26 protein-coding genes and 1 pseudogene are annotated in these 24,265 nt (G+C 68.0%); 18 read left to right on the plus strand and 9 right to left on the minus strand.

The annotated features are described in order from the left end of the window. Positions 1-189 precede the first annotated feature (189 nt). Genes EEJ31_RS00005 through EEJ31_RS00015 form a run of 3 tightly spaced genes read left to right on the plus strand, consistent with a single transcriptional unit; the run spans position 190 to position 3,354 of the window. Positions 190-1,503: an ABC transporter substrate-binding protein gene (locus tag EEJ31_RS00005; RefSeq protein WP_123044242.1), complete on the plus strand. Its 1,314-nt coding sequence runs from the start codon at positions 190-192 to the stop codon at positions 1,501-1,503. Between the two features lies 1 nt (position 1,504). Then, positions 1,505-2,431 carry a carbohydrate ABC transporter permease gene (locus tag EEJ31_RS00010; RefSeq protein ID WP_123044243.1) on the plus strand — a complete coding sequence of 309 codons (927 nt, stop codon included), beginning with the start codon at positions 1,505-1,507 and terminating at the stop codon, positions 2,429-2,431. Continuing rightward, positions 2,428-3,354, plus strand: a complete 927-nt coding sequence (locus EEJ31_RS00015; RefSeq protein WP_233563637.1) for a carbohydrate ABC transporter permease — start codon at positions 2,428-2,430, stop codon at positions 3,352-3,354. Before EEJ31_RS00010 ends, EEJ31_RS00015 begins: the two co-directional genes overlap by 4 nt. A gap of 12 nt (positions 3,355-3,366) precedes the next feature. Here the strand turns inward: EEJ31_RS00015 and EEJ31_RS00020 are convergent, their stop codons facing one another. Continuing rightward, complete coding sequence (locus EEJ31_RS00020) at positions 3,367-4,023, minus strand: GntR family transcriptional regulator (RefSeq protein ID WP_123044244.1); 657 nt, start codon at positions 4,021-4,023, stop codon at positions 3,367-3,369. A 141-nt stretch (positions 4,024-4,164) separates the two neighbouring features. Here EEJ31_RS00020 and EEJ31_RS00025 point away from each other — a divergent pair, with 141 nt between their 5' ends. From EEJ31_RS00025 to EEJ31_RS00065, 9 genes and pseudogenes are all read left to right on the plus strand, one after another. After that, the gene (locus EEJ31_RS00025; RefSeq protein WP_123044245.1) at positions 4,165-6,246 is read left to right on the plus strand and encodes a beta-galactosidase; all 2,082 of its coding nucleotides are present in this window, start codon (positions 4,165-4,167) and stop codon (positions 6,244-6,246) included. A gap of 4 nt (positions 6,247-6,250) precedes the next feature. After that, the gene (gcvPA, locus tag EEJ31_RS00030; protein ID WP_123044246.1) at positions 6,251-7,666 is read left to right on the plus strand and encodes an aminomethyl-transferring glycine dehydrogenase subunit GcvPA; all 1,416 of its coding nucleotides are present in this window, start codon (positions 6,251-6,253) and stop codon (positions 7,664-7,666) included. Then, positions 7,663-9,225 carry an aminomethyl-transferring glycine dehydrogenase subunit GcvPB gene (gcvPB, locus tag EEJ31_RS00035; RefSeq protein WP_123044247.1) on the plus strand — a complete coding sequence of 521 codons (1,563 nt, stop codon included), beginning with the start codon at positions 7,663-7,665 and terminating at the stop codon, positions 9,223-9,225. The genes gcvPA and gcvPB overlap by 4 nt, the downstream gene beginning before the upstream one ends. A gap of 2 nt (positions 9,226-9,227) precedes the next feature. Beyond that, the gene (locus EEJ31_RS00040) at positions 9,228-10,388 is read left to right on the plus strand and encodes an ATP-NAD kinase family protein (RefSeq protein ID WP_123044248.1); all 1,161 of its coding nucleotides are present in this window, start codon (positions 9,228-9,230) and stop codon (positions 10,386-10,388) included. After that, entirely contained in the window at positions 10,379-11,137 is a 759-nt protein-coding gene (locus EEJ31_RS00045) for an SDR family NAD(P)-dependent oxidoreductase (RefSeq protein WP_123044249.1), read from the plus strand. Before EEJ31_RS00040 ends, EEJ31_RS00045 begins: the two co-directional genes overlap by 10 nt. Positions 11,138-11,154: 17 nt before the next feature. Next, positions 11,155-11,382: pseudogene (locus EEJ31_RS14040) on the plus strand (NUDIX domain-containing protein); the annotation flags it as partial. A 306-nt stretch (positions 11,383-11,688) separates the two neighbouring features. Beyond that, positions 11,689-12,039, plus strand: a complete 351-nt coding sequence (locus tag EEJ31_RS00055; RefSeq protein WP_123044480.1) for a cupredoxin domain-containing protein — start codon at positions 11,689-11,691, stop codon at positions 12,037-12,039. Then, entirely contained in the window at positions 12,036-12,473 is a 438-nt protein-coding gene (locus EEJ31_RS00060) for a hypothetical protein (RefSeq protein WP_123044250.1), read from the plus strand. Before EEJ31_RS00055 ends, EEJ31_RS00060 begins: the two co-directional genes overlap by 4 nt. Positions 12,474-12,617: 144 nt before the next feature. Further along, a complete protein-coding gene (locus tag EEJ31_RS00065; RefSeq protein ID WP_123044251.1) occupies positions 12,618-13,919 on the plus strand; it encodes an L-fuconate dehydratase in 1,302 nt (433 codons plus the stop codon). Positions 13,920-13,987: 68 nt separating this feature from the next. On the opposite strand, the gene EEJ31_RS00070 is transcribed toward EEJ31_RS00065, so the two are convergent. After that, on the minus strand, positions 13,988-14,869 hold the full coding sequence (locus tag EEJ31_RS00070; RefSeq protein ID WP_199727224.1) for a fumarylacetoacetate hydrolase family protein: 882 nt from the start codon (positions 14,867-14,869) through the stop codon (positions 13,988-13,990). Positions 14,870-14,988: 119 nt separating this feature from the next. Here EEJ31_RS00070 and EEJ31_RS00075 point away from each other — a divergent pair, with 119 nt between their 5' ends. After that, the gene (locus EEJ31_RS00075; protein WP_123044253.1) at positions 14,989-16,296 is read left to right on the plus strand and encodes an enolase C-terminal domain-like protein; all 1,308 of its coding nucleotides are present in this window, start codon (positions 14,989-14,991) and stop codon (positions 16,294-16,296) included. Positions 16,297-16,330: 34 nt separating this feature from the next. Here EEJ31_RS00075 and EEJ31_RS00080 read toward each other — a convergent pair whose 3' ends face one another. Beyond that, positions 16,331-17,005, minus strand: a complete 675-nt coding sequence (locus EEJ31_RS00080) for a FadR/GntR family transcriptional regulator (protein WP_123044254.1) — start codon at positions 17,003-17,005, stop codon at positions 16,331-16,333. 232 nt (positions 17,006-17,237) lie between these two features. On the opposite strand from EEJ31_RS00080, the gene EEJ31_RS00085 reads away from it, so the two are divergent. The 5 genes from EEJ31_RS00085 (at position 17,238) to EEJ31_RS00105 (ending at position 20,873) form a co-directional block, all read left to right on the plus strand. Beyond that, positions 17,238-18,104 (plus strand): transporter substrate-binding domain-containing protein, encoded by an 867-nt coding sequence (locus EEJ31_RS00085; RefSeq protein ID WP_158603863.1) that lies wholly within the window; start codon positions 17,238-17,240, stop codon positions 18,102-18,104. A gap of 107 nt (positions 18,105-18,211) precedes the next feature. Continuing rightward, complete coding sequence (locus EEJ31_RS00090) at positions 18,212-18,925, plus strand: amino acid ABC transporter permease (RefSeq protein ID WP_123044256.1); 714 nt, start codon at positions 18,212-18,214, stop codon at positions 18,923-18,925. Between the two features lies 1 nt (position 18,926). Next, positions 18,927-19,577, plus strand: a complete 651-nt coding sequence (locus tag EEJ31_RS00095; protein ID WP_123044257.1) for an amino acid ABC transporter permease — start codon at positions 18,927-18,929, stop codon at positions 19,575-19,577. Next, positions 19,574-20,302 (plus strand): amino acid ABC transporter ATP-binding protein, encoded by a 729-nt coding sequence (locus EEJ31_RS00100; protein WP_123044258.1) that lies wholly within the window; start codon positions 19,574-19,576, stop codon positions 20,300-20,302. The genes EEJ31_RS00095 and EEJ31_RS00100 overlap by 4 nt, the downstream gene beginning before the upstream one ends. Before the next feature lie 160 nt (positions 20,303-20,462). Further along, positions 20,463-20,873: a GNAT family acetyltransferase gene (locus EEJ31_RS00105; protein ID WP_123044259.1), complete on the plus strand. Its 411-nt coding sequence runs from the start codon at positions 20,463-20,465 to the stop codon at positions 20,871-20,873. A 9-nt stretch (positions 20,874-20,882) separates the two neighbouring features. On the opposite strand, the gene EEJ31_RS00110 is transcribed toward EEJ31_RS00105, so the two are convergent. The 6 genes from EEJ31_RS00110 to EEJ31_RS00135 all read right to left on the minus strand — a co-directional run bounded on the left by EEJ31_RS00110 (position 20,883) and on the right by EEJ31_RS00135 (position 24,067). Then, on the minus strand, positions 20,883-21,329 hold the full coding sequence (locus EEJ31_RS00110) for a hypothetical protein (protein ID WP_123044260.1): 447 nt from the start codon (positions 21,327-21,329) through the stop codon (positions 20,883-20,885). A gap of 36 nt (positions 21,330-21,365) precedes the next feature. Next, positions 21,366-21,761: a hypothetical protein gene (locus EEJ31_RS00115; RefSeq protein WP_123044261.1), complete on the minus strand. Its 396-nt coding sequence runs from the start codon at positions 21,759-21,761 to the stop codon at positions 21,366-21,368. A 93-nt stretch (positions 21,762-21,854) separates the two neighbouring features. After that, positions 21,855-22,346, minus strand: a complete 492-nt coding sequence (locus EEJ31_RS00120; protein ID WP_123044262.1) for an SRPBCC family protein — start codon at positions 22,344-22,346, stop codon at positions 21,855-21,857. Next, positions 22,343-22,759, minus strand: coding sequence for an ArsR/SmtB family transcription factor (locus EEJ31_RS00125; protein ID WP_123044263.1), 417 nt, complete (start codon positions 22,757-22,759; stop codon positions 22,343-22,345). Before EEJ31_RS00125 ends, EEJ31_RS00120 begins: the two co-directional genes overlap by 4 nt. A gap of 71 nt (positions 22,760-22,830) precedes the next feature. Continuing rightward, positions 22,831-23,460: a class I SAM-dependent methyltransferase gene (locus tag EEJ31_RS00130; RefSeq protein ID WP_123044264.1), complete on the minus strand. Its 630-nt coding sequence runs from the start codon at positions 23,458-23,460 to the stop codon at positions 22,831-22,833. Positions 23,461-23,464: 4 nt separating this feature from the next. After that, the gene (locus EEJ31_RS00135; protein WP_123044265.1) at positions 23,465-24,067 is read right to left on the minus strand and encodes an RDD family protein; all 603 of its coding nucleotides are present in this window, start codon (positions 24,065-24,067) and stop codon (positions 23,465-23,467) included. Positions 24,068-24,265: the final 198 nt, after the last annotated feature.

Raw genomic sequence — 24,265 nt, forward strand, 5'->3', positions numbered from 1 at the left:
CGCGCGACGACGGGGGCGCGCGACGACGGGGGCGCGCGACGACGGGGGCGCGCGACGACGGGGGCGCGCGACGACGGGGCGTGGGACTCGGGGGAGCGGGACGCTGCTCCGTGCGCGATTCTGCTTGACGAGGTTCCGTCACTCGCGTACTGTATACAGTATTCTGAACACCCCAAAGAAGAGGTTGCAATGAAGCTCTCCACGTTCCTCCTTCCCACGGCAACCGTCGCGGCCGTAGCGCTGCTCTCCGGCTGTGCGGCCGGGGGCGCGGGCACCGGCACGTCGCCGACGGCCCTCGACCCAGACGCGAAGGTCTCCGGCGAGATCACCGTCTGGTCGTGGGACACCGCTGCGGCGGGCCTCAAGCGGCTCGGCGTCGAGTACGAGAAGAGCCACCCCGGCACCACCGTGAAGGTCGTCGACGTCGGCTACGACAACGCGTACGACAAGCTCTCCGTCGGGTTGCAGGCAGGCAGCGGCCTGCCGGATGTCGTGACGATCGAGACCGACCGGGCGCCCGGCTACATCTCGGAGTTCCCCCAGGGCCTCACCGACCTCACCCCGGTGCTCGGCGACAAGAAGGCGGACTTCGACCCCTCGAAGTGGTCGGCCGGCTCCAACGCCGACGGCAAGCTCATGGTCGCGCCGTGGGACTCGGGCACCGTGGGGCTGTTCTACCGGTCCGACTACCTGGCCGCGGCCGGCGTTGACCCGGCATCGCTCGGCACCTGGGACGACCTCGTCGCCGCCGGCGAGAAGATCAAGCAGGCCACCGGGCACACCCTCATGTCCATCGACGTCTCGAGCGGCTCGACGTTCGCGATGATGCTCCAGCAGCAGGGCCAGGGTCTCTTCGACGACAACGGTGACATCACCGTGAACTCACCGGAGGCCGTTCACGCGCTGACGCTCCTCAAGGAAATGAACGACAAGGGCCTGATCAAGAACGTCAAGGGCTGGGACGGCCGCGTCACGGCCACCAAAGACGGCGACTCCGCCGTGCACCCCGAAGCGGTGTGGTGGATCGGCACCCTGACCGGCGAGATGCCGGAACTGGCCGGGAAGTTCGGCGTGGTCCCGCTCCCCGCGTTCGACGATGGCGCCCGCACGTCGAACAACGGCGGCTCCAACCTCGCCATCCCGACCCAGGCGAAGAACCCCCAGCTGGCTGCCTCGTTCATCGGCTACGCCCTCGCCGACGCCGACAACCAGGTCTCGCTTATGAAGAATGAGGGCCTCTTCCCGTCGTACCTGCCCGCCCTGAAGAGCGACTACTTCCAGCAGGCCGACCCGTACTTCGGCGGCCAGAAGGTGTACGAGCTGTTCGCCGCCGAGACGGCGAACATCCCCTCGATCACGTTCACGACAGACAACGCGAAGGCGCTGGACATCGTCGCCAACGCGGTCGTCGCATCCGTCGTAGGCGGCGACGACCCGAAGAAGGCGCTCGACGACGCGGCCAAGCAGATCGCCACCGCCACCGGTCGCGCGATCGCCGAATAGCATGTCCGTCTCGGAAGTCCGCCTGCGTCTGCGGGCCGGGGCATCCGGGCGTCGTCGCCCCCGGCCGCTGGGTCGCAGGATCCAGCGCCCGGGGGTGTACTTCGCCCTTCCCGCCATCGTGCTGTTCGCGATCTTCTTCGCGTACCCGCTGGTCGCCTCGTTCTGGCAGAGCCTCACCGCGACGAGCGGCGGCGTCACGCGGTTCGTCGGCCTCGACCAGTACGCCCGCCTGTTCGCCGACCCGCTGATCGGCACGAGCCTGTTCAACGCCGGCATCCTGCTCGTGGTCCAGGTGCCGCTCATGATGGCCCTCGCCGTGGGCCTGGCCTACCTGCTCAACCAGGGCTGGCTGAAGTTCAAGGGCGGCTTCCGGGTGCTGCACTTCCTGCCCGCCGTCACCACGCTGGTCGCGTACTCGGTCGTGTTCCGGGTGATGCTGGCAACGGATGGCGGCGCCGTCAACCAGCTCATCGGTCTCGTCGGCATCGCCCCCGTCGACTGGCTGAACCACGAGACCTGGGCGCGCGTGGCGCTCATCGCGTCGATCACCTGGCGCTGGACCGGCTACAACATGGTCATCATCCTGGCCGGGCTCCAGGCCATTCCCGCAGAACTCTACGAGGCCGCCCGCATGGACGGCGCCGGCCGCTGGACGATCTTCTCCAGGATCGTCATCCCGCAGCTGCGCCCGGTGCTGCTGTTCACGGGCATCACGTCCACGATCGGTGCGCTGCAGCTCTTCGACGAGAACTTCATCCTCACCGGCGGCGGCCCGAGCGACGCCACCCTCACCCCGGTGCTCTACCTCTACAAGGTCGGCTTCCGGCAGTTCGACTTCGGCTACGCCTCGGCGATCGCCTGGCTGCTTGTGGCACTCACCGCCCTGATCGCCTTCGTCCAGTTCCGTCTCACGAGGGAGAAATTGTGACCCACACCGTCGCCACGCGCCCGGCGCCGAGCGAGAACTCGGCGGCGCCTGGCCCGGCCTGGCCAACGGATGACGCACCCGGCGCGAGCCTGGCGCCCCGCCTGCTCCGCGGCATCCGTCACCTGCCCGTCTACCTGGTGCTCGTGGCCGGGTCGGTCGTCAGCCTGATCCCGTTCCTCTGGATGATCATCGCCTCCACGCACCAGACCTCCGACCTGTTCGGCACACCGCTGCCGGTGCTTCCCGGCGGCGAACTGCTGGAGAACCTGGCCCGGCTGCAGGCGGAGACGAACTTCGGCCGCGTGATGGTCAACAGCCTCGGCCTCGCCGTCGTCTATACCGTTTTCAGCTCGGCCGTGAGCATGATGGCCGGCTACGGGCTCGCGAAATTCCGCTTCCGCGGCCGTGGCGTGGTGCTGGGGCTCATCCTCGTCACCATGATGATCCCCATGCAGGTGCTGCTCGTGCCGCTGTTCCAGATGATGGCGAGCCTCGGCTGGATCGACAGCTACCAGGCCGTCATCCTGCCCTTCGTGGCCAGCGCCTTCGGCATCTTCCTGATGCGGCAGTCGTTCCTCGACTTCCCCGACTCGCTCATCGAATCGGCGCGCATCGACGGGGCGAACGAGTTCCGCACGTTCTACCGTATCGTGCTGCCGGTGGCCAGGCCGCAGATCGCCGCGCTCGTCATCTACACCTTCATGACGCAGTGGAACGCGTTCATCTGGCCGCTGTTGATGCTGAACACCGAGGACAAGTACACCGTGCCGGTGGCCCTGAACACCATGATCGGGCTGTCGCGGGTGGACTACTCCGGACTCATGCTCGGATCGCTGATCGCGACGCTGCCGCTCTTGATCCTGTTCCTCGTCTTCCAGCGGCAGTTCATCGCCGGCCTCCTGGGAGGCGCCGTCAAGGGATGAGCGGTGAGCCGGTCAGGAGGCGAGGTAGGAGAGGCTGGCGTTCTGCCGGATGCGACGGACCCCGTTGATCCAGTTGTCCTTCAGCGCTTCCTTGGCCGCCGCAATGTCGCCGTCGATCAGCGCCTCGGCGATGTGGCCGTGCTCGGTGGCGACCCGTTCGATCATGACCTCGTCGGGCACGAGGAGCGACTCGTACCGGTGGAAGAGCTCGCGCATGTTGCCAATGAGGTCGAGCAGGCGGGAGTTGGTGCAGGCGCTCAGCATCAACTCGTGCCACTCGTCGTCGCGCTGCGCGATGAGGGAGTGCTCGGCGAGGTTCTGGTTGAATTCCTCGGCGAGCACGGCGAGCTTCGTGCCGAGCTCCCGCATGGTCTCCGGCGGCGAGAGCTCGATCGCGAGCCCCTCGAGGGCCGCCATCACCGGGCCGAGCTCCTCGAACTCGTTGGCCGACAGCTTGACGAAGCGAAAGCCCTTGCCGTTCTCGCTGGTGATCTGGCCCTCGCTCTCGAGGCCGATGAGCGCCTCGCGAAGCGGCGTGCGGCTCACTCCGAGCTCGGCCGCCAGTTGCATCTCGTTGATGCTCTCACCCGGGTGCGCCTCGCCGGAGCGCATGCGCGCGAGCAGCTCTTCCCTCACTTGCGAGCGAAGAGTCTTCCGTTCGATTGCCATGCGCCCTCCCAGGCTCCGTGTGCCGATCAGTTTATGGGTTGACCGGGCCACACATCCGTTCTACAGTTGTTGTATACAGAATACAATGTTCAAATTCTGGATGACAACCGCCGGCATCGCCGCTTTCGAAAGGGACGACACATGACGAGCACCTCGCCGCGCCCCATCCGGCTCGACGCCCTCGCCTACGGCGGTGACTACAACCCCGACCAGTGGCCGGAATCGGTGTGGGCCGAGGACGCGCGCCTCATGCAGCAGGCCGACGTCAACCTGGTCTCGCTCCCCGTTTTCTCGTGGCCGCTGATCGAGAAGACCCCCGGCAGCTACGACTTCGGCTGGCTCGACCGGGTGATCGACCTGCTCTGGGAACACGGGATCAGGATCGACCTGGCCACCGCCACGGCCACCCCGCCCGCGTGGCTCATCCGGCAGCACCCCGAGGTCCTGCCGCACGATGTGCACGGCCAGCGCCTCGAGTTCGGCTCCCGTCAGGCCTACTGCCCGAGCTCCCCGGTGTTCCGCGAGCACGCGCTGAAGCTCACCGAGGCCATGGCCACCCGCTACGGCGACCACCCGGCGCTCGCCATGTGGCACATCTCCAACGAGTACGGCGACCACGTTCCCCGCTGCTGGTGCCCGGCATCCGCTGTTCACTTCCGTGCCTGGCTGGCGAACCGCTACGGCAGCATCGACGGGCTCAACGAGGCGTGGGGCACCAGCTGCTGGGGCCAGAACTACCTCACCTTCGAGCACGTCGAGCCACCGCGCACCTCGATGGGGCCGATCAACCCCACCCAGCAGCTCGACTTCGAGCGCTTCTCGTCGGATGCGCTGCTCGAACTCTTCCAGGCCGAGATCGACGTGCTGCGCAGGGTCACCCCCGACATCGCGGTCACCACCAACTTCATGAGCCTATTCAAGGAGCTCGACTACTGGGACTTCGCCGCCGTCGAAGACGTGGTAACGGACGACGCGTACCCCGACCCCGCCGACCCCCGTGCCCACGTGCCCGCGGCGCTGAACTACGGCCTGATGCGCTCACTCAAGGCCGGGCAGCCCTGGCTGCTGCTCGAGCAGGCGCCGAGCGCCGTCAGCTGGCGCGACGTCAACGTGCCCAAGGCGCCCGGGCGGATGCGCCTCGACAGCTTCCAGGCGATCGCGCACGGCTCCGACGGGGCCATGTTCTTCCAGTGGCGGCAGGCCCGCTTCGGGCCGGAGAAATACCACTCCGCCATGCTCGGCCACCGCGGCGAGGACAGCCGCACGTTCCAGGAGACGGCCGCCCTCGGCGCCGAGCTGCGGCGCATCGCGCCCGTGCGCGGCACCCGGGTGAAGGCGCGCGTCGCGCTCGTCGTCGACTGGGACTCCTGGTGGGGCAGCACAGCGCCCGACTCGCTGCCGTCGCAGCGGCTGAACTGGCTGGCGCAGGCCCGCGCCTGGCACGGCGCGCTCTTCGCGCTCGGCCAGACCGTCGACGCCGTGCGCGCCACCGGCCCCTTCGACGGCTACGACCTCGTCGTCGTGCCGAACCTCTACATTGCAACCGACGAGCAGCGCGACGCGCTCACCGCGTTCGTCGAACGCGGTGGACAGCTCGTCGTCGGCCCGTTCAGTGGCGTCGTCGACCCGACCGAGAAGGTGCACCCCGGCGGGGCACCCGGTCCGCTCCGCGAGCTGCTCGGCGTCGAGGTCGACGAGTGGTGGCCGCTGCCGGAGGGCGAGGGCGCCGCGGTCAGCCTCACGAGCGAGCCCGGCACGGAGCTGACCACCGGCATCTGGAGCGAGTGGATCGTCGCGGCCCCCACCGTCGAAGTCGTCGCGGCCTACACCGGCGGCGTGCTCGATGGCCGCCCGGCGATCGTGCGCAACACCCTCGGCGCGGGAGCCGCGTGGTACCTGAGCGCCGCGCTCGATGACGCGGGCCTCGAAGAGATCCTGGCCCGCGCCCTCGACGCCGCCGCACTTCCCGTGCGTGCGACGCCGAACCGCGACATCGAGGTGGTCACGCGCGGCGACGGGTCCACCGACTACACCTTCGTGCTCAACCACGGCACGGCGCCGGCGACCGTCGCGGCGCCGGAGGGAGCGCACGACCTTCTCACCGGCGACGACATCACCGGGGAGCTCACGCTGCCCGCCTCGGGCGTGGCCGTGCTCGCCCACCCGGCCACGGCATCCGCTGGCCTTCTGACCGTAACCACAACCGACACCACCGGGAACTAGCCACATGACACAACCGTTCGTCCACCCGTACCTGCCGAACACGGCACCCGATGTGAAGGCGGCCATGCTCGCGGCCGTCGGCGCCGCGTCGACCGACGAGTTCTACGCCGACATCCCCGAGGGCCTCCGGCTCGACCGGCCGCTCGACCTCCCGGCGCCGTTCGTCGCCGAGCAGGACCTCGTGCGCCACGTCGACGGCCTGCTCGGTCGCAACGTGTCCACCCGGGAACGGCTGAGCTTCCTCGGCGCCGGCACCTACAACCACTATGTGCCCGCCGTCGTCGATGAGGTCATCAACCGCAGCGAGTTCCTCACCGCCTACGCGGGTGAGCCGTACGAGGACCACGGCCGCTTCCAGGCGCTGTTCCAGTACCAGTCGCTCATGGCCGAGCTGCTCAACATGGACGTCGTGAACGTCCCCACCTACGACGGCTTCCAGGCCACGGCCACCTCCCTCTCGATGGCCGGCCGCATGTCGGGCCGCCGCGGCGTCATCGTCGCCAGCGACGTGCTGCCCGACAAATTCTCCCGCGTGCACGACTTCGTGCGCACCAACCTCGACCTCACCGTCGTGCCCACGGTCAACGGCACAGCGGATGTCGCAGCCGTCGCCGCGCTCGCCACCGAGCAGACCGCCGCCATCTGGGTGGAGACCCCGAGCTACTCGGGCGCCGTCGAGACGGCCATCCGGCAGCTCGCCGACGCGGCCCACGCCGTGGGCGCCGTGCTCGTCGTCGGCACCGACCCGGTCGGCTACGGCGTGCTCACCCCGCCCGCCGACCAGGGCGCCGACATCGTCTGCGGCGACATCCAGTCGCTCGGCCTGCACCAGTGGTTCGGCGGCGCGCACGCCGGCTTCATCGCCGTGCACGACGACCCCCGCTTCGTCATGGAGATGCCGTCGCGCCTGTTCGGGCTGGCCACGACGGATGTCCCGGGCGAGGTCGGCTTCGGCGACGTCGCCTACGACCGCACGAGCTTCGCCCACCGTGAAGACGGCAAGGAATGGGTCGGCACCGCCGCAGCCCTGTGGGGCATCGCCGCGGGCGTGTATCTCGCGCTGATGGGCCCGCAGGGCATGGCCGACCTCGGCGAGACCCTCCTCGCCCGCACCCGGTACGCCCAGCTCCAGCTGTCCGCGATCCCCGGGGTGGCGCTCACCGACACGGCCCTGCACCTGCGCGAGTTCGTCGTGGACTTCAGCGCAGCATCCGTCACCGCCCACGCCGTCGTCGACACCCTGCGTGCGCAGGGCATTGAACCCGGCGTCGCCGTCGGTGAGTACGAGCTGCTCGTCGCGGTCACCGAGATGACCGGCCAGGGCGACATCGACCGCCTGGCCGATGCCGTCGCATCAGTCGTCGCGGCCAGCGACACCGCCGACACCAGCACCAGCAACACAGAGGAGAAGAGCGCGTGAGCCTCCCCATCGCACCCAAGCCGGCCCTGCGCCGTTTTCACCAGGCCCGCTGGGACGAACCCGTCATCTTCGAGCTGACCACGCCCGGCGAACGCGGCGTGCTCGTCTCCCGGCCCGAGCCCGGCGTGCGCGAGGCCGTCGGCGACGTCGTCGCCGACCTGCCCGCAGGCATGCGCCGGGAGAAGCCGGCGGCGCTCCCCGAGATGGGGCAGATGCGCGTGCTCCGGCACTATCTGCGCCTCAGCCAGGAGAACCTGGGCGCCGACTTCAACATCGACGTGGGCCAGGGCACCTGCACCATGAAGTACGCGCCCAAGGTCAACGAGACGCTCATCAGCACCCCGAAGCTCACCGAGCTGCACCCGCTGCAGGACCAGGGCGACGTGCAGGGAATTCTCGAGATCATGTGGAGCCTGGAGCGCGCCGTCGCCGAGATCTCCGGCATGCACAGCGTCTCGCTGCACACCAGCGGCGGCTCGACCGCGATCTGGACCAACATCGCCATGATCCGCGCGTACCACGAGGCCAACGGCGAGGGCGAGCAGCGCGACGAGGTCATCACCACGATCTTCAGCCACCCCTCGAACGCCGCGACCGCCAAGGCCGCCGGGTACAAGGTCATCACCCTCTATCCGGATGCCGACGGGTACCCCGACGCTGAGGCGCTGCGGGCGGTCATCGGACCGCGCACCGCGGCGATCATGATCACCAACCCCGAAGACACCGGCATCTTCAACCCCCGCGTCAAGGAGTGGGTCGACCTGGCCCACTCGGTCGGGGCGCTCGCCTCCTACGACCAGGCCAACGCCAACGGCATCCTCGGCATCACCCGCGCCCGCGACGCCGGCTTCGACGTGTGCCACTTCAACCTGCACAAGACGTTCGGCACGCCGCACGGCTGCGGCGGACCCGGTTCCGGCGCCAACGCGGTGTCGGAGGCGCTCGCCCCGTTCCTGCCCGGACCGGTCATCGTTCGCGACGGAGACCGGTTCGCGCTCGACTCCGACCGGCCGCAGTCGATCGGCAAGGTCGCGCCGTTCTACGGCGTCGCCCCGAACCTGGTGCGCGCCTACGCGTGGATCATGGCGCTCGGCGCCGAGGGCATCAAGGCCGTCGCCGAGACCGCGGTGCTGAACAACAACTACCTGATGAAGAAGATCCTCGAGATCCCCGGCGCCTCCGCGCCGTACGCCACCGGGCGTCGCCGCATCGAGCAGGTGCGCTACTCCTGGCAGGAGCTGTTCGAGGAGACCGGCATCAGCTCGGAGGAGATCGGCATCCGCGCCTCCGATTTCGGCATGCACTACTGGACCAGCCACCACCCCTATGTGGTGCCCCAGCCGTTCACGCTCGAGCCGACCGAGTCGTACTCCATGGCCGAACTCGACGAGTACGCCGCCGTGCTGGCGGAGGTCGCCCGCGAGGCGCGGGAGACCCCCGAGGTCGTGCGCACCGCCCCGCACAACCAGACCGTGCACCACACGCACCACGACGACCTCGATGACCCCGAGCGGTGGGCGATCACCTGGCGCGCCTACCAGCGCAAGTACTTCAGCTAGCCATGACGCGTACCATCGGCCTCGTCGTCAACCCCGTCGCCGGGGTCGGCGGGCCGGCCGGGCTGAAGGGCAGCGACGGCGACGCCGTGCAGACCGCGGCGCGCGAGCGGGGCATGACCCCGCGCGCGGAGGGTCGTGCCCGCTCGGCGCTCGGCGTGCTCGCGGCCGCACACCCGGGCGCCGAGATCATCACCGCCGCGGGCGGCATGGGGGCGGATGCCGTGCGCGCGGCGGGGCTGCGGGCGCGCGTCGTGTACACGGCCGGGGAGCGGAGCACGGGTGCCGACAGCGCGTCGGCCGCCGCGGCCATCGCCGCCGCGGGGGCCGACCTGCTGCTCTTCGTCGGGGGCGACGGAACGGCGCGCGACGTCGCATCCGCTGTGCCGTCGGAACAGCCCGTGCTCGGCGTGCCCGCCGGCGTGAAGATGTACTCCGGCTGCTTCGCCGTCAGTCCCTCGGCGGCGGGCGCGCTCGCCGCCCGGTGGCTCGCGGGCGACGAGCTGCCGCTCGAGCCCCGCGAGGTGCTCGACGTCGACGAGGAGCAGATCCGCGCCGGCCGCGTCGACCCGCACCTGTTCGCCCTCGTGCCGGTGCCGTTCGTGGTCGGCCGCACCCAGTCGCGCAAGAGCGCGACGCCGGTGTCCGAGGCGGCGGCGGTGCGATCGGCCGCGGCGGGCGCGATCGCCGCGATGCACGACGACACCCTGTACCTCCTCGGCCCCGGCGGAACCACCATGGAGATCGGCCGCCAACTCGGCGTGTCGAAGACCCCCCTCGGCGTCGACGCGATCCGCGGCGGGGCTCTCGTGCTCGCCGACGCCTCCGAGGCGCAGCTGCTGGCGCTGCTCGACACCGCGGCGGATGCCGGCACCCCGGCGAAGGCCGTGGTCACCGTCATCGGCGGCCAGGGCTTCCTGCTCGGCCGCGGCAACCAGCAACTCTCCGCCGCCGTGCTCCGCCGGCTGGGCCCCGACCCCCTGCTCGTCGTCGCCACCGAGCAGAAGCTCACCGACCTCGGCGGCCGCCCCCTGCTCGTCGACACCGGCGACCCCGACCTCGACCAACGCCTGGCCGGATACATCCGCGTCACCACGGGTGTCACCACCGCCAGCGCTTACCCTGTCACCGCACCAGAACACGAAGGAGCGCACTCATGCGTCTAGAGAACAAGAACGCCATCGTCACCGGCGGCGCCGGCGGGATCGGCCGCGCGACGGCCCTGGCCTTCGCCGCCGAGGGCGCGAAGGTCGCCGTCGTCGACCTGCGAGCGGATGCCGCGCAGGCCGTCGTCGACGAGATCCGCCAGGCCGGCGGAACGGCCGTCGCCATCGAGGCCGACGTGTCGAACGAAGACGAAATCCAGCGCATCCTGGGCACCACCGTCACCGAGTTCGGCGGCGTCGACGTCGTCTTCAACAACGCCGGCATCATCCGCCGCACCACGGCCGTCGAGACGACCGCCGAGGAGTGGGACCGCGTCTTCGGCGTCAACGTGAAGTCGATCTTCCTGATGTGCAAGCACGTCGTGCCGATCATGGCGGGCAACGGCGGCGGCTCGATCATCAACACCGGCTCCGGCTGGGGGCTCAAGGGCGGAGGCAAGGCCATCTCGTACTGCGCGTCGAAGGGCGCCGTCGTAAACATGACCCGCGCGCTCGCCATCGACCACGGGCCGCAGGGCATCCGGGTGAACTCGGTCAACCCCGGCGACGTCAACACGGGCATGCTGCGCGACGAGGCCCGCCAGCTCTCGCAGGACGCCAACGCGTTCCTCGCCGAGGCCGCCGACCGCCCCCTGCAGCGCATGGGCGAGCCGCGGGAGATCGCCGCGGCCGTGGTGTGGCTCGCGAGCGACGACTCGAGCTACGTGACCGGTTCTGCGCTCGTGGTCGACGGCGGCGGCATCGCCTAGCTGGCTACGATGGGCGCATGGCCACGCCCGATTTCATTCTCGCCCTTCGGGAGAAGGTGGGAAATGCGCGCCTCTGGTTGACCGGGGTCACCGCCGTCGTCGTTCGCGATGACGAGGTCCTGTAGGTGCGCCGAGCCGACAACGGGGCCTGGACCCCGGTGACCGGAATCATCGATCCGGGCGAGGAGCCGGCGGTCGCGGCCGTGCGCGAGGTCGAAGAGGAGAGCGGCGTTCGGGCGCGAGCGCGTCATGGCGGGCGTCGCGTGTCTACCCGAGGCCCGGTTCGCCGCTTCGTAGTTCTGGGCTCCGTGACGGCCGTGCGCTCCCGTCCAATCCAAAACGGCACCGGCGTCGAACCCTTGATAGAGACGTGGTTCGGCGGCGGCATGCTCGCCGCCGTGCGGAGACCATCTCGGTCTCTGAGCCGTCGATTGATGGCCCTGCTCCAGTAGCGGAGGACGAAAATGAAGATCACACACGCATTCGCAGGGGTCGCAGTCGCAATCGGGCTCTTCACGCTTTCCGGATGCGCAACCGACAGTTCCTCGTCGATGTCCGCACCCGCGCAGACTCCCGCCGCATCGAGCGCCGCACCCGACACGAGCGCGCCATCGTCTGACGAAGCGACGCCGTCGGCATCCGCTGACGCCGCCGAGCCGGCGATGATCACCATCAAGAACTTCGCCTATGACGTGCCAGCCACCGTCGCCCCCGGCGCCACAATCATGGTGACGGACGCCGACGGTACCAGCCACACGATCACGGCTGACGACGGCAAGGCGTTCGACCTGCCCGTGCCAGGGGGCGGATCCGCCACGTTCACCGCGCCGATGAAGCCGGGCAGCTACCCGTTCCATTGCACATACCACGCGAACATGCACGGCGTGCTGGTCGTGAAGTGACCGACAGCCGTCGGGCGACGGATGTTCTCCTGCGCGTGCTGGTCGCCGCGGCCCTTGCCGTTGACGCGGGCGTGCACCTGAGCCTCGCTTCGAACTACCAGCTCGCCGCCCCCGGCGGGATCGGTGCCGGGAACGTCTTCCGCATCGAATCCGTGGTTGCACTCCTCGCGGCGCTGTACGTGTTGATTCGAGGCAGCCGGTGGGCGTATGCGGTGGCCTTCCTGGTCGGGCTCAGCGCGTTCGCCGCCGTGATCCTCTACCGGTATGTGGATGTGCCGCCCATCGGGCCGATTCCCGCCATGTACGAACCGGTGTGGTTCTTCCAGAAGTCGCTCAGTGCCGTCGCCGAGGCGCTCGCCGCCCTGCTCGCGGGCATCGGCTTCGCGCTCCACCATCGCCGCCGCCCCGCGAGCCGCGACTCGTCGTCGGCTTAATGCGCGAAGAGCGCTACGACGTAACATCGGAACTCTTACCCCGTTTTCGCCGCTGTTCGGGCTGCATATCCCCGCTTTCCGGGGTTTGACGCGGCATACATCGGATGTTTATTCTTGAGCTATCAGCCCCAAGAAGGAGTATCCGTGAGCACCATCACCGCGTTCGACACCAGCGACGTCCGCTTCCCCACCTCGGTCCTGCTCGACGGCTCCGACGCCATGAACCCCGACCCCGACTATTCGGCGGCGTACCTGCGCATCCGCACCGACAGCGACGACGGGCTCGAGGGCCACGGCTTCGCCTTCACGATCGGCCGCGGCAACGACATCGAGGTCGACGCCATCGCCGCGCTGTCGCCGTACATCTTGGGTCGCAACGTCGAAGAGCTCCTCGCCGACATGGGTGCCACCTGGCGGGAGCTGGTCTACGACTCCCAGCTGCGCTGGCTCGGCCCCGAGAAGGGCATCATGCACATGGCGATCGGCGCGGTCGTCAATGCCCTGTGGGACCTCAAGGCCAAGCGCGAGGGCAAGCCGCTGTGGCTCCTCCTGGCCGAAATGACGCCGGAGGAGATCGTCGCCCTCGTCGACTTCCGCTATCTCACCGACGCCCTCAACCCGGAGGAGGCCCTCGACATCCTCCGCGGCGCGGTGTCCGGGCGTGACGAGCGCACCGCGACGCTGCGGCGCGAGGGTTACCCCGCCTATACGACGTCTCCCGGATGGCTCGGCTACGACGACGCGAAGCTCGCCCGGCTCTGCCGGGAGGCGGTCGAGCACGGTTACCAGCAGATCAAGCTGAAGGTCGGCGCGAACCTGCAGGACGACATCCGTCGCATGGGCATCGCCCGCGAGGTCTGCGGACCCGACATCAAGATCGCCGTGGACGCCAACCAGCGCTGGGGCGTCGACGAGGCGATTGCGTGGATGAAAGAACTGAAGCGTTTCGACGTGGCCTGGATCGAAGAACCGACCAGCCCCGACGACATCCTCGGCCACGCGGCGATCGCCCGGGGCGTCGCGCCCATCCCGGTCGCCACCGGCGAGCACGTGCAGAGCCGCATCATCTTCAAGCAGATGCTGCAAGCGGATGCCCTGCAGGTGCTGCAGATCGACGCCACCCGGGTGGCCGGCGTCAACGAGAACGTCGCCATCCTGCTCCTGGCCGCGAAGTTCGGGGTGCGGGTCTGCCCCCACGCCGGCGGCGTCGGACTCTGCGAGGCCGTGCAGCACCTGTCGATGTTCGACTACGTGGCCGTCTCCGGCTCAATGGAGGGGCGCATGATCGAGTACGTCGACCACCTGCACGAGCACTTCGCCATTCCCGTCGACGTGCGCGCGGCGCGCTACTTCCCGCCGACAGAGCCAGGCGCCGGCTACGAGATGTTCGAGGCCTCGGTCGCCGAGTACACCTTCCCGCGCGTGCTGGAGCCGGTCGCGCCGTAACCGCCGCCGCCCGTACGACGAAGCCCGGGATCCACGGTTCCCGGGCTTCGTCGTTGCAGCTCCCGGCGTCAGGCCGGGACGACCTCGGAGCGCTCGCCCAGGTAGGCGAAGTGCTGCTTGCCGGTGACGACCGTGTTGCTGAGGCGTCCCACCGACTCGACGTCGATCACGATGACGTCGCCGACGGCGAGCGTGAACGACACCTCGGGCACGACGCCCGTGCCCGTCGAGAGCAGCGCGCCGTCGGGGAAGTTCTCCTCGAGCGTGAGGTACGCCGCCAGGTCGGTCAACGGACGGTGCAGGCGCGCGGTGGACGTCTCGCCCTCGAAGACTCTCTCGCCGGAGCGCTCCACGGTGAGCGTGATCCGCAGGTCGGCCGAATCGACCTCCCACGCCGGGCGGATGCCGTCGGAGACAGCGCACGCGCCCGCGTAGAACTTGGCCTGGGGAAGGTAGAGCGGGTTCTCACCCTCGATGCTGCGCGACGACATGTCGTTGCAGACGAGGTAGCCCACGATCTCGCCGCTGCTGTTGATGGCGAGGCCCAGCTCGGGCTCGGGCACGTTGAGCGTCGAGTCGGCGCGGATCGCCACGTTCTCGCCCGTCGTGACCACGCGCCAAGCCGGGGACTTGAAGAACAGCTCCGGGCGCTCGGCATCGTAGACGAGCTCGTACACCGACTTCTGGGTGGATTCCTCGACGCGCGCCTCCCGCGACCGCTCGTAGGTGACACCGCTCGCCCACACCTCGGTGCGTCCGTCGACGGGAGGCAGCACCTCCGCCACCTCGGCGGCCGGGCCGCCCGCCTCGACGAGGGCGCGCAGTTCGGCCAGTGAGAGGCGCAGCAGGTCGGCAACGGATGCGACGGGCAGCTCCGACACGCTGCCTGCGTCGTCTCGGGTTCCGACGCCGGTGGATCCGTCGGGTCGGCGGTAGCGAATGATGTGCACGGGGGTCTCCTGATCTCGAAAGTGATGCGCCACCAGCGGCCGGCGGCGGGCGCGTGACGGGCAGTCTAACTGCGGCCGCATCCGTTGACAGCTTATTCATCGGATGTTTCACTTACCCTATGCCTCGAATCAGCGCCGCCCGCGTAACCGACGTGAGGTTTCCGACCTCGCTCCAGCTCGACGGGTCGGATGCCGTCAACGTCGATCCCGATTACTCGGCGGCCTACCTCGAACTCGTGGTGGACGACCCGTCGTGGCCGAGAGGGTACGCGCTCGTGTTCACCGGCGGCCGCGGCAACGAGGTCGTGTGCAGCGCGATCGAGTCGGTTGCGGCGCTGCTGCCGGGCCGTGACGTGGAGGACATGCTGGCGAACCTCGGCGAGGTGTCGCACGCCCTCGTGCACGACTCGCAGTTCCGCTGGATCGGCCCGGAGAAGGGCGCCACACACATGGCGGCCGGTGCCGTGATCAACGCCCTGTGGGACATCAAGGCCAAGCGGGCCGGCAAGCCGCTCTGGCGCTTGCTCGCCGACAGCTCCCCGGAAGAGCTGGTCGACGTGGTGGACTTCAGCCACCTGCACGACGCGCTCACCCGGGACGACGCGCTTGAGATGCTGCGCGCCGGGCAGGAGGGCAAGGCCGAGCGCATCGCCGAACTCGAAGCGAACGGGTATGCCGCCTACACGACGGGCCCCGGATGGCTCGGCTACACCGACGAGAAGATGCAGCGCCTGGCCCGGGAAGCCGTCGACGCCGGCTTCGGCATGATCAAGCTGAAGGTGGCCGGCAACCTCGCCGACGACCAGCGGCGGCTTCGGCTGGCGCGGGAAGCCGTCGGGAGCGAGATCGGCATCGCCATCGACGCGAACCAGCGCTGGGAGGTCGACGAGGCGGCCGACTGGATCAACGCGCTCGGCGAGTTCGACCTGTGGTGGGTGGAGGAGCCGACGAGCCCCGACGACATCCTCGGCCACGCCCGCATCCGCCGGGAGATCTCGCCGATTCCCGTGGCCACGGGCGAGGCGGTGCAGAACCGCATCGTCTTCAAGCAACTGCTGCAGGCCGAGGCCATCGACGTCATGCAGATCGACGCGACCCGCGTCGCGGGAGTGAACGAGAACATCGCCAACCTGCTGCTGGCGGCGAAGTTCGGCGTACCGGTGTGCCCGCACGCGGGCGGCGTCGGGCTCTGCGAGCTCGTGCAGCACTTCTCATTCTTCGACTACGCCGTCATCTCCCGGTCCCAGGAGAAGCGCATGATCGAGTATGTCGACCACCTGCACGAGCATTTCGCGGCGCCGGTGCGGCTTCGCCACGGCCGTTACCAGGCGCCCACCGCGCCGGGCATCGGCGCCGAGATCCTGTCGGACTCCGTCGAACAGTGGACCTACCCGGCCGGGCCGGGATGGTCGTCGCTCCGGGCGTAGCGCAACCGGCGCTCGGCCGACAGCGGATGCCGCGCTACGCGGCGGCGTTGCGGAGCCACTGCTCCACGCCGCTGATGTGCATGATCGCGGCGGAGCGGGCGAGCTCGGCGTCGCCGAGTTCCAGGGCGTCGAGGATCGCCTTGTGCTCCCTGAGCGTGCGTTCCACCGTGTGCTCCTCGCTGAACCCGCGCCAGACCCGGGCACGCATGGTGTTGCTGGAGATGCCGTCGAGCAGGCTGGAGAGGTAGGCGTTGCCCGGCAGGTTGTTGATGAAATGGTGGAACGACTTGTCGTGTGCGACGAGGCTCTCGATCGACGCGCGCTCGTCGACGTCGTCGAGGATGGCGCGCAGCTGCCCGATGTCTTCCGGCGTCGCGATCGTCGCGGCCATGGCCGCAGCCGCCGGCTCCAGCAGTCGGCGGACCGCGAACAGCTCCAGGATCGAGCTGTCCTGATGGATGTCCACCACAAACGTCATGGCCTCGAGCAGGAGTTGCGGTTCGAGACTGGTCACGTAGGTGCCATCGCCGCGGCGCACGTCGAGCACATGGATGAATTCGAGCGCCTTGACCGCCTCACGCAGGGAACTGCGCGACAAGCCCAGTGACTCGCTGAGCTCCTTCTCCGGGGGCAACCGGTCTCCGGGCGCGAGTGCGCCGGAGACGATCATGTCCTTGACTTTCAGGATCGCTTCGTCGGTGACGGCCATGTGCCGAGTGTATAAGGGCGGCGGCGCGCCGCTCGTCGATGACGCGACTTGACCGCCCCGCCGCGGCCGAAGCATCCGTTGTTTGGGGGTGTTTGACTTGACAGACATCAGATGTCTAAACTTCACACACGGCGCCGTCACGGCGTTGCAACCAAGGTAGTCACAGCCAATCACGTTTGCGGGTTCGGATTCCATCCGTTGCCCGAGTGTCGAATTTCAAAGGAGAAATACCGTGCGGAGCACCAAGAACAATCGGCGCAGTGTCAGCCTCGCGATCGGAGTCGGGGCGGCCGTACTCGGCCTCACGCTCTCCGGTTGCGCCGCTTCCGGTGGCGACTCCGGCGGCTCCGGATCAGCCGGCGCCTCGGATTCGGTCGTGCAGCAGATCAAGGACCGCGGCACGGTCAACGTGGGCGTCTGCCTCACCTCGCCGCCCTACGGCCTCATCAAGTCCGACGGTGACCCCGACGGTTTCGACGTGACCATCGCCAAGAAGATCGCCGACGACCTGGGCGTGAAGCTCAACATCATCGACACCAACAACGCCAGCCGCATCCCCGAGCTCCAGACCGGCAAGGCCGACGCCGTGGTCTGCACCTTCACGATCACGCCGGAGCGCCAGAAGGAGGTCGACTTCACCGACCCCTACATGGTGACCGGCCGCAGCCTCGTGGTGCGCAAGGACAGCGACATCAAGACCCTCGAGGACCTGACCGGCCGGACCGTCGCCTCGACAAAGGGCGGCATCAGCGTTCAGATCATCAACGAGGCCAATCCCAAGGCCAAGCAGCAGCCGTACGACAACTACGCGCAGGAGGTGCTCGCGCTGCAGCAGGGCCAGGCCGACGCAATGATCGAGGAATCGAACCTCGTCGCCCAGGCCGTCAAGAAGGACCCGAACCTGAAGGTGGTCATCGACGGTGACGTCGGTGACAAGTCCTACTTCGGCATCGGCGTGAAGAAGGACCGCCCGGAGCTCCTCGACGAGATGAACAAGGTCGTGCACGACTTCGTCGACAGCGGCGAGGCTGCGGACGCGTTCACCAAGTACTTCGAAGCAGATCCGACCTTCCAGTTCCAGAACCTCGACAAGAAGTAGGACCTCTGGACGTGGGTGGCGCCTGCGCGAGCGGGCGTCACCCCCTACTCACCGGCTGAGCGACTCAGCCGACTAACGTTGGGAATCGAACGAATGTCACGAGCGCCGTGGAAGTTCTAGCCTACTTCCCCGACTATCTGTCGGGCCTCTGGATCACGACGACAGCCTCGCTGCTGTCCTTCGCCGCCGCACTGGTCCTGGGAGTGATCACCGCCGTCTTCCGCCGGTCGGGAATCTGGCCCCTGAAGGTCATCGGCGCCGTCTACGTCGAGGTCATCCGCAACACCCCGTCGCTGGTGCAGATCTTCTTGATCTTCTTCGGGCTCCCGTCGATCGGCATCCACTTGCCGGCCTTCGAAGCCGGCGTCATCGCGCTCGCCATCAACGGCGGCGCCTACCTGGCGGAGATCATCCGCGCCGGCCTCACCAAGGTGCCCTCCGGCCAGTTCGAGGCGGCCCGCACCCTCGGGCTGGGGCGCACGGACACGTTCTTCCACGTCGTCTTCCCGCAGGCCGCACGCTACGTGTATCCGCCGGTGATCAACGAGTTCATCCAGATCATCCTGGCCACGAGCCTCTTGTCCACTGTGGCGCTGAACGAGCTCACCGGAACGGCGCTCGTCGTGAACTCGCTGACCTTCCAGACCCTGGTGGCCTTCGCCGTCGCCCTGGTGCTTTACCTCATACTCACGAACGTGGTGTCGTTCGCGGCCGCATGGCTGGGCCGCCGGATGTTCCACCCGCCGCTGCAACTACGGCAGGAGCGCCAACACGGCAAGACCCTGCTGAAACGGCTGACAATCATGGCAGGGGGTCGTTGACATGGGCTGGGCTGGAATTTGGGAGAGCCGCGAGCTCTTGCTCCTGGGCTTTTGGTTCACGGTCATCCTGACCGTCGTCACCATCATCACGAGCACCGTGCTCGGTTTCATCGTGGCGCTGGGCAGAACGGCGCACATCCCGATCCTGGGTCCGATCCTGCGTGGCTACCTCGAGCTGTTCCGGGGAACGCCGCTGCTGATCCAGATCCTCTTCATCTATTTCGGGTCGGCGTACCTGAACTTCACGGGCGTCACGGTGTTCGCTGCGATCGTGATCGCGATGACCCTGTACTACGGGGCCTATGTCTCGGAGATCTTCCGGGCCGGCTTCGAATCAGTGCCCTATGGGCAGCAGGAGGCGGGGCGGTCGCTCGGGCTGTCGCGGTTCCACGTGATCAGGGACGTGATCGTGCCGCAGACCGTCACGATCGTGCGGCCTCCGCTGGTGGGCCAGTACATCAGCCTGGTGAAAGGCACCGCGCTCGCCTCGGTGATCGGCTACGCCGACCTGGTTCGCCAGGGCCAGGGGATCATCGACCGCATCGGCAGCCCGTTCGCCGTGTTCCTCGTGGTCGCCGCACTGTACTTCGTGATCTCGTACCCGATGTCCCTGATTGAACGCCACCTAGAAAAAAGGACCCTACAAGCATGATCGTCGATGTGAAAGACGTCCGTAAGAGCTTCGGTGACGTCGAGGTGCTCAAGGGCATCGACCTCTCGGTCGAGAAGGGCGAGGTCATCGTCATCATCGGGGCGAGTGGCTCGGGCAAGAGCACGCTGCTGCGCACCATCAACAACCTCGAGACGATCGACTCGGGCGAGATCTGGGTCGACGGCACAGCCGTGCACGATCCGAAGGCGGCGCACAATGTGCACCGCGACGTCGGCATGGTCTTCCAGCAGTTTAATCTCTTCCCGCACCTGACCGCGCTGAAGAACGTCACCCTCGCACTGCGACGCGTCAAGCGGATGAGCAAGGACGAGGCCGAGAAGGTCGCGATGGAGGCGCTGGCCAAGGTGGGTCTCGCCGAGAAGGCCGGGAACTACCCGCAGCAGCTGTCCGGCGGCCAGCAGCAGCGTGTGGCCATCGCGCGTGCGCTCGCCATGGCGCCCAAGATCATGCTCTTCGACGAGGCCACGTCGGCGCTCGACCCGGAGCTGGTCGGCGAAGTGACGAAGGTCATGCGCGACCTGGCCCAGGAGGGCATGACCATGCTGGTCGTCACCCACGAGATGGGGTTCGCCCGCGACACCGCCGACCGCGTGCTGTTCGTGGACAGCGGCGTCATCGTCGAGCAGGGTGCGCCCGAGCAGATCTTCACGGCGCCGAGCAATCCGCGCACGCAGCAGTTCCTGCACCGCGTTCTCGAAGCGTAGGCGGGGCGCGCCTGACGGCGCTGTCGCGAGAACAGGACGAATCGGGGCACGTGCAGCCAAAGCAGGACGGATTGGGCTCCTGTCGACATCGCTTCCTGTCTTCGCGGCATCCGCTGGCGGGCCAGTGGTGGCAGTCCGTGTCGCGCTGGTTCAATGAAGTGTGAACATCGCCGACCTGACCACGGATGACGTAGCGAACGCCGCCGAGCTCTGGCGCGAGGCGGGGCTGAGTCGGCCATGGAACCCGCCGGAACGCGACATCGAGCGGGCGCTGTCGGGCGAGATGTCGACGGTGCTCGGCGGCTTCGACGACAGAGGGCTCGTCGCCACCGTCATGGTCGGTCACGACGGGCACCGCGGCTGGGTGTACTACCTCGCGGTGACCGACCGTTGTCGCGGGACGGGCCTGGGCAAGCGGATGCTCGAGGCGGCTGAGCAGTGGCTGCGCGAGCGCGGCGCCGTGAAGGTGCAGCTGATGGTGCGCTCAGGCAACGATTCAGTGCTCGGCTTCTATGAGCATCTCGGCTACGAGGATGCCGACGTGCAGGTGCGTGCGAAGTGGCTCATTTGAGTCGCCACCTCAGGTACCGCGTGCTGGATCGGGCCCCTTCTGAATGCTTCTGATGAGCCGTGGGAAGAGCCAGATGTTCAGTGCGGGGGAGATCCCGATGAACAAGCCGAACGCCACCTCCCACCACTGACCGTTGATTGCCGAGTAGATGGCACCGGCTAGCAGGACCGGGAGGAACACGCAGTTGAACACGAACAGGATCCGCAAGCGGCGCAGTTGTTTCCTTCGATCAGGCGCCGTATAGGGCGGCCACGGGTCTGACCATGTTCTCTTCAGCCGCCAGATTGCACCGACGCAGAGCAGTATCGTCCCCACGACGAGGAGCACGGCTCCGGGAATGCTGAGTGGGGGATGCGCGATAAGGAAGCCAGCGACAACGGCAAGAATGATGCCGGTGAGCACCGTCACACTGCCCGCGGTCCGCGGCGAGACCTTGTGCAAACTGGCGAGCTTCATCGAAGCCCTCCGATCTGAACTGGCCCGCGATCGGGATCAGCGACGGGGCTCTGTGGGATTGCCGGCGTCGTCATGGGATCCGGCGTCGCCGTGCCGTCCCGTGTGCACGTCCGGGTCGAGCTGGTCGGCTTTACGCACCTTCTCTTCGGAACTCGCTCGCACCTCCTGCGCGTCGTTCTGCCGGTCGCGGGCTTCCGCACGAAGGCGCTCGGCGTCGACCTCGGCCTGCTTGGCGTCGGCATCCGCTCGGGCCGCCTTCGCCTCCCGCTCACGGGCCGCAAGCTGTTCTTCGCGAGCCTGGTCGCGCATCTCCACCGAATGACGTCGGTCGACCTCGAGCTTGCGCTTGCGACCGAAGTAGACGAGCAGTCCGATGACCACGAGAACGACGATGATCACGATGACAATGATGACGATGGTGGTCGTATTCATTTCGCGCGCCTTTCCTATGCAGTTCCGGCGAGGCCGAAACTGTTGGATGGCTTGGACGCTACTCGCGTCTCCGCTTGCCGGCAATGGCCGGGCTCACGGCGACGTCGTCAGCTCGCTGAGGACTAGCTTCTCGAGTCGTTCGTAACCCTCGCGCACGCCCTTCTCCATGCCGCTCGCCACCATGCCATCACGCGCTTCGAGTGACGGGTACACGGAGTGCACGCGGAGCCTCGTGCGGCCGTTCCCGAGGTCCTCGAATCGGACCGACTCGATGCTCACGACATCCGGGTAGCCCTCGAACTCGAAGGTCTGGACGGCGAATTCGTTCTCACGCACCACGTGGAAGACTCCGTTGAAGGCGAACTCCTCGCCATCGGGGTTGCGGTGGACGTAGCGATAGCCGCCCTGGCTGGTGAAGTCGTAGTGGTCGATCTCCATCTCGTAGCCGTGCGGCCCCAGCCATTGCTTGATGAGTTCCGGGTCTTTGTGCGCCCAGAACACGGCCTCGACCGGAGCGTCGAATTCCCGCTCGATGTCGATGAAGGGAAGCCCTTCTGGTGCGGTGATGGTGAGGGAGTTCGTCATTGTCCTGCCTCTTTCTTCGGATCGGATGTGGATGTGCCGCTTGCGGGCGAAGCGGTCGGTGTCGTCGTCTCGTCGGCCTCGGGTCCAGCGGATGCGAGGACGGCGTCGAGACGGCGGAATTGCTGTTCGTGGATCAGCCGGTAGGTGTCGATCCACGCTGTCAGCGCCTCGAGCTGGGCGGCGTCAAGGTGCACGGGGCGCCGTTGGGCGTCTCGGGTGCGGGTGACCAGGCGCGCTTGCTCAAGGACCTGGATGTGCCTCGATACCGCCTGCAGGGTGATGTCGAACGGCTCGGAGAGCTCGCCCACCGTAGCCGGTCCGTGGCTGAGCCGGGCGATGATCCGACGGCGAACCGGGTCGGCCAGCGCGGTGAACGCGCGGTCGAGCCGGTCATCGTCTGTGGCTTCGCTCATGGTCAACACATCCGTTTATCAACCGTTACGTTGATCACGATACGCGCGTGTTCGTGGGAAGGCAAGAAACGCTATTGAGTAACGGGTGCCTTCTCGAACTCGGCGAGGAGCACGGTGTCACCGCCGAGTGTCCAGAACTCGTGGCGGCGGCGCACAAGGCCTGCCCCGTCGAGGAGGGCGGCGATCAATTCCGGCGTGCGGAACCGGTCGTGCTGCGCCTGAGGCGAGGGCGCCGACCCGTGCCGGTTGCCGTGTTGTGAGCGGTCGACCTCCGCGAAGGTGGCGGTGATCGCCCGCCCGCCCGGCCGGAGCACGCGCGCCCATTCTGCGACCGCCGTGGCGGCATCCGGGATCAGATGGAGGACGGTGACGCAGGTCACCAGGTCCACCGAGGCGTCTGCCAACGGAAGGTGCGCGGCATCCGCTTTGATGAATTCGGCCTGGGGGAGGGCTGCCCGGGCGACGGCGAGCATGCCGGGCGAGAGGTCGACGCCGACCATGCGCTGCTCGCCGCCGGAGGCGCGAATGGCGCGCAGCACGAGGCCGGTTCCCGTGCCGACATCGAGCACCGATTCCACGTGTGCAATATCGGCGAAGGCCGCAACGGCGTCAGCGAGTGAGCGGTGCATCTCGCTCTGGTCGTACTCCGGCGCACGTTCGTCGAAGCGGCGCCGCACCGCCGCCGAAGCATCATCGTTCATGCCGTCACTCTACGGCGCGGCCCCGGGCAGGCAGGCGTGCCGTCTCGGCGAGACGACGCGAAGCGGGGCCGTCGCGATGACCGCCTGCGGCATCGCCGATAGCCACGTGCGATCGCGCGGCGCGGTCGTACGGTGTCGCGCCCGCTCCCATGAACAGGGTCACGACATAGACGACGGGCACCACGTATGCGAGGGCGGTGAGCACCCAGATCCAGGGCGGAGCCGCATCCGCTGCGGCGGTGGCCACCATGCCGAACACAGCTGCGTGGCCCACCGCCCACGGCAGGGCGATCTTGAGCACGTTGCGTCCGAGAGCGCGCGGGAACGAGAGCCGTGAGCCGGTGGCGGCATCCGTCACGACCAGGCGCTGCATGCGCTTGCCGATCGTGGCCTGCCGCCTGCCCGATTCGAGGGCCGCCAGCGCAGCCGTCACGGGCGCGACCAGCACTACCACGGAGATGACATTGAGCACGATCGGGCCGAGACCGGCTGTCGCTCCGCTCAGGTAGAGGGGAACCCCGACGGCGGCCGTGATGCCGGCCCAGGCCAGCACGAGCACCCAGTCGATGAGCCATGCGACGAGTCGCTTCCACGGATGCCGGATCACCGTTAGACCCTATCGGCGACGCTTCACCTTATGCGCGGCTGGTACCCGCGGTTCGGCTCCGGGTCACTTCTCCTTCTCGTTGGCCTCGGCGCGGCGTCGCCACGTCGGGAAGATCGCAATCCAGAAGACAGACGCAATGGCGCCGCCCATGATCATCGAAGCGGTATCCATGCGGTCGAGGCTAGCAAAGCCGGCAGT

Source organism: Cryobacterium tepidiphilum (genome assembly GCF_003716325.1).
Lineage (GTDB): Bacteria > Actinomycetota > Actinomycetes > Actinomycetales > Microbacteriaceae > Cryobacterium > Cryobacterium tepidiphilum.

Bases quoted from the DNA above. Each gene is read 5' to 3' on its own strand.
- EEJ31_RS00080 (WP_123044254.1), bottom strand. From the start codon at position 17,005: ATGGCCGTCACCGACGAAGCGATCCTGAAAGTCAAGGACATGATCGTC.
- EEJ31_RS00095 (WP_123044257.1), top strand. From the start codon at position 18,927: ATGGGCTGGGCTGGAATTTGGGAGAGCCGCGAGCTCTTGCTCCTGGGC.
- EEJ31_RS00010 (WP_123044243.1), top strand. From the start codon at position 1,505: ATGTCCGTCTCGGAAGTCCGCCTGCGTCTGCGGGCCGGGGCATCCGGG.
- EEJ31_RS00120 (WP_123044262.1), bottom strand. From the start codon at position 22,346: ATGACGAACTCCCTCACCATCACCGCACCAGAAGGGCTTCCCTTCATC.
- EEJ31_RS00055 (WP_123044480.1), top strand. From the start codon at position 11,689: ATGTCCGCACCCGCGCAGACTCCCGCCGCATCGAGCGCCGCACCCGAC.
- EEJ31_RS00100 (WP_123044258.1), top strand. From the start codon at position 19,574: ATGATCGTCGATGTGAAAGACGTCCGTAAGAGCTTCGGTGACGTCGAG.
- EEJ31_RS00025 (WP_123044245.1), top strand. From the start codon at position 4,165: ATGACGAGCACCTCGCCGCGCCCCATCCGGCTCGACGCCCTCGCCTAC.
- EEJ31_RS00020 (WP_123044244.1), bottom strand. From the start codon at position 4,023: ATGGCAATCGAACGGAAGACTCTTCGCTCGCAAGTGAGGGAAGAGCTG.
- EEJ31_RS00125 (WP_123044263.1), bottom strand. From the start codon at position 22,759: ATGAGCGAAGCCACAGACGATGACCGGCTCGACCGCGCGTTCACCGCG.
- gcvPA (WP_123044246.1), top strand. From the start codon at position 6,251: ATGACACAACCGTTCGTCCACCCGTACCTGCCGAACACGGCACCCGAT.
- EEJ31_RS00005 (WP_123044242.1), top strand. From the start codon at position 190: ATGAAGCTCTCCACGTTCCTCCTTCCCACGGCAACCGTCGCGGCCGTA.
- EEJ31_RS00040 (WP_123044248.1), top strand. From the start codon at position 9,228: ATGACGCGTACCATCGGCCTCGTCGTCAACCCCGTCGCCGGGGTCGGC.
- EEJ31_RS00115 (WP_123044261.1), bottom strand. From the start codon at position 21,761: ATGAATACGACCACCATCGTCATCATTGTCATCGTGATCATCGTCGTT.
- EEJ31_RS00110 (WP_123044260.1), bottom strand. From the start codon at position 21,329: ATGAAGCTCGCCAGTTTGCACAAGGTCTCGCCGCGGACCGCGGGCAGT.
- EEJ31_RS00130 (WP_123044264.1), bottom strand. From the start codon at position 23,460: ATGAACGATGATGCTTCGGCGGCGGTGCGGCGCCGCTTCGACGAACGT.
- EEJ31_RS00075 (WP_123044253.1), top strand. From the start codon at position 14,989: ATGCCTCGAATCAGCGCCGCCCGCGTAACCGACGTGAGGTTTCCGACC.
- EEJ31_RS00045 (WP_123044249.1), top strand. From the start codon at position 10,379: ATGCGTCTAGAGAACAAGAACGCCATCGTCACCGGCGGCGCCGGCGGG.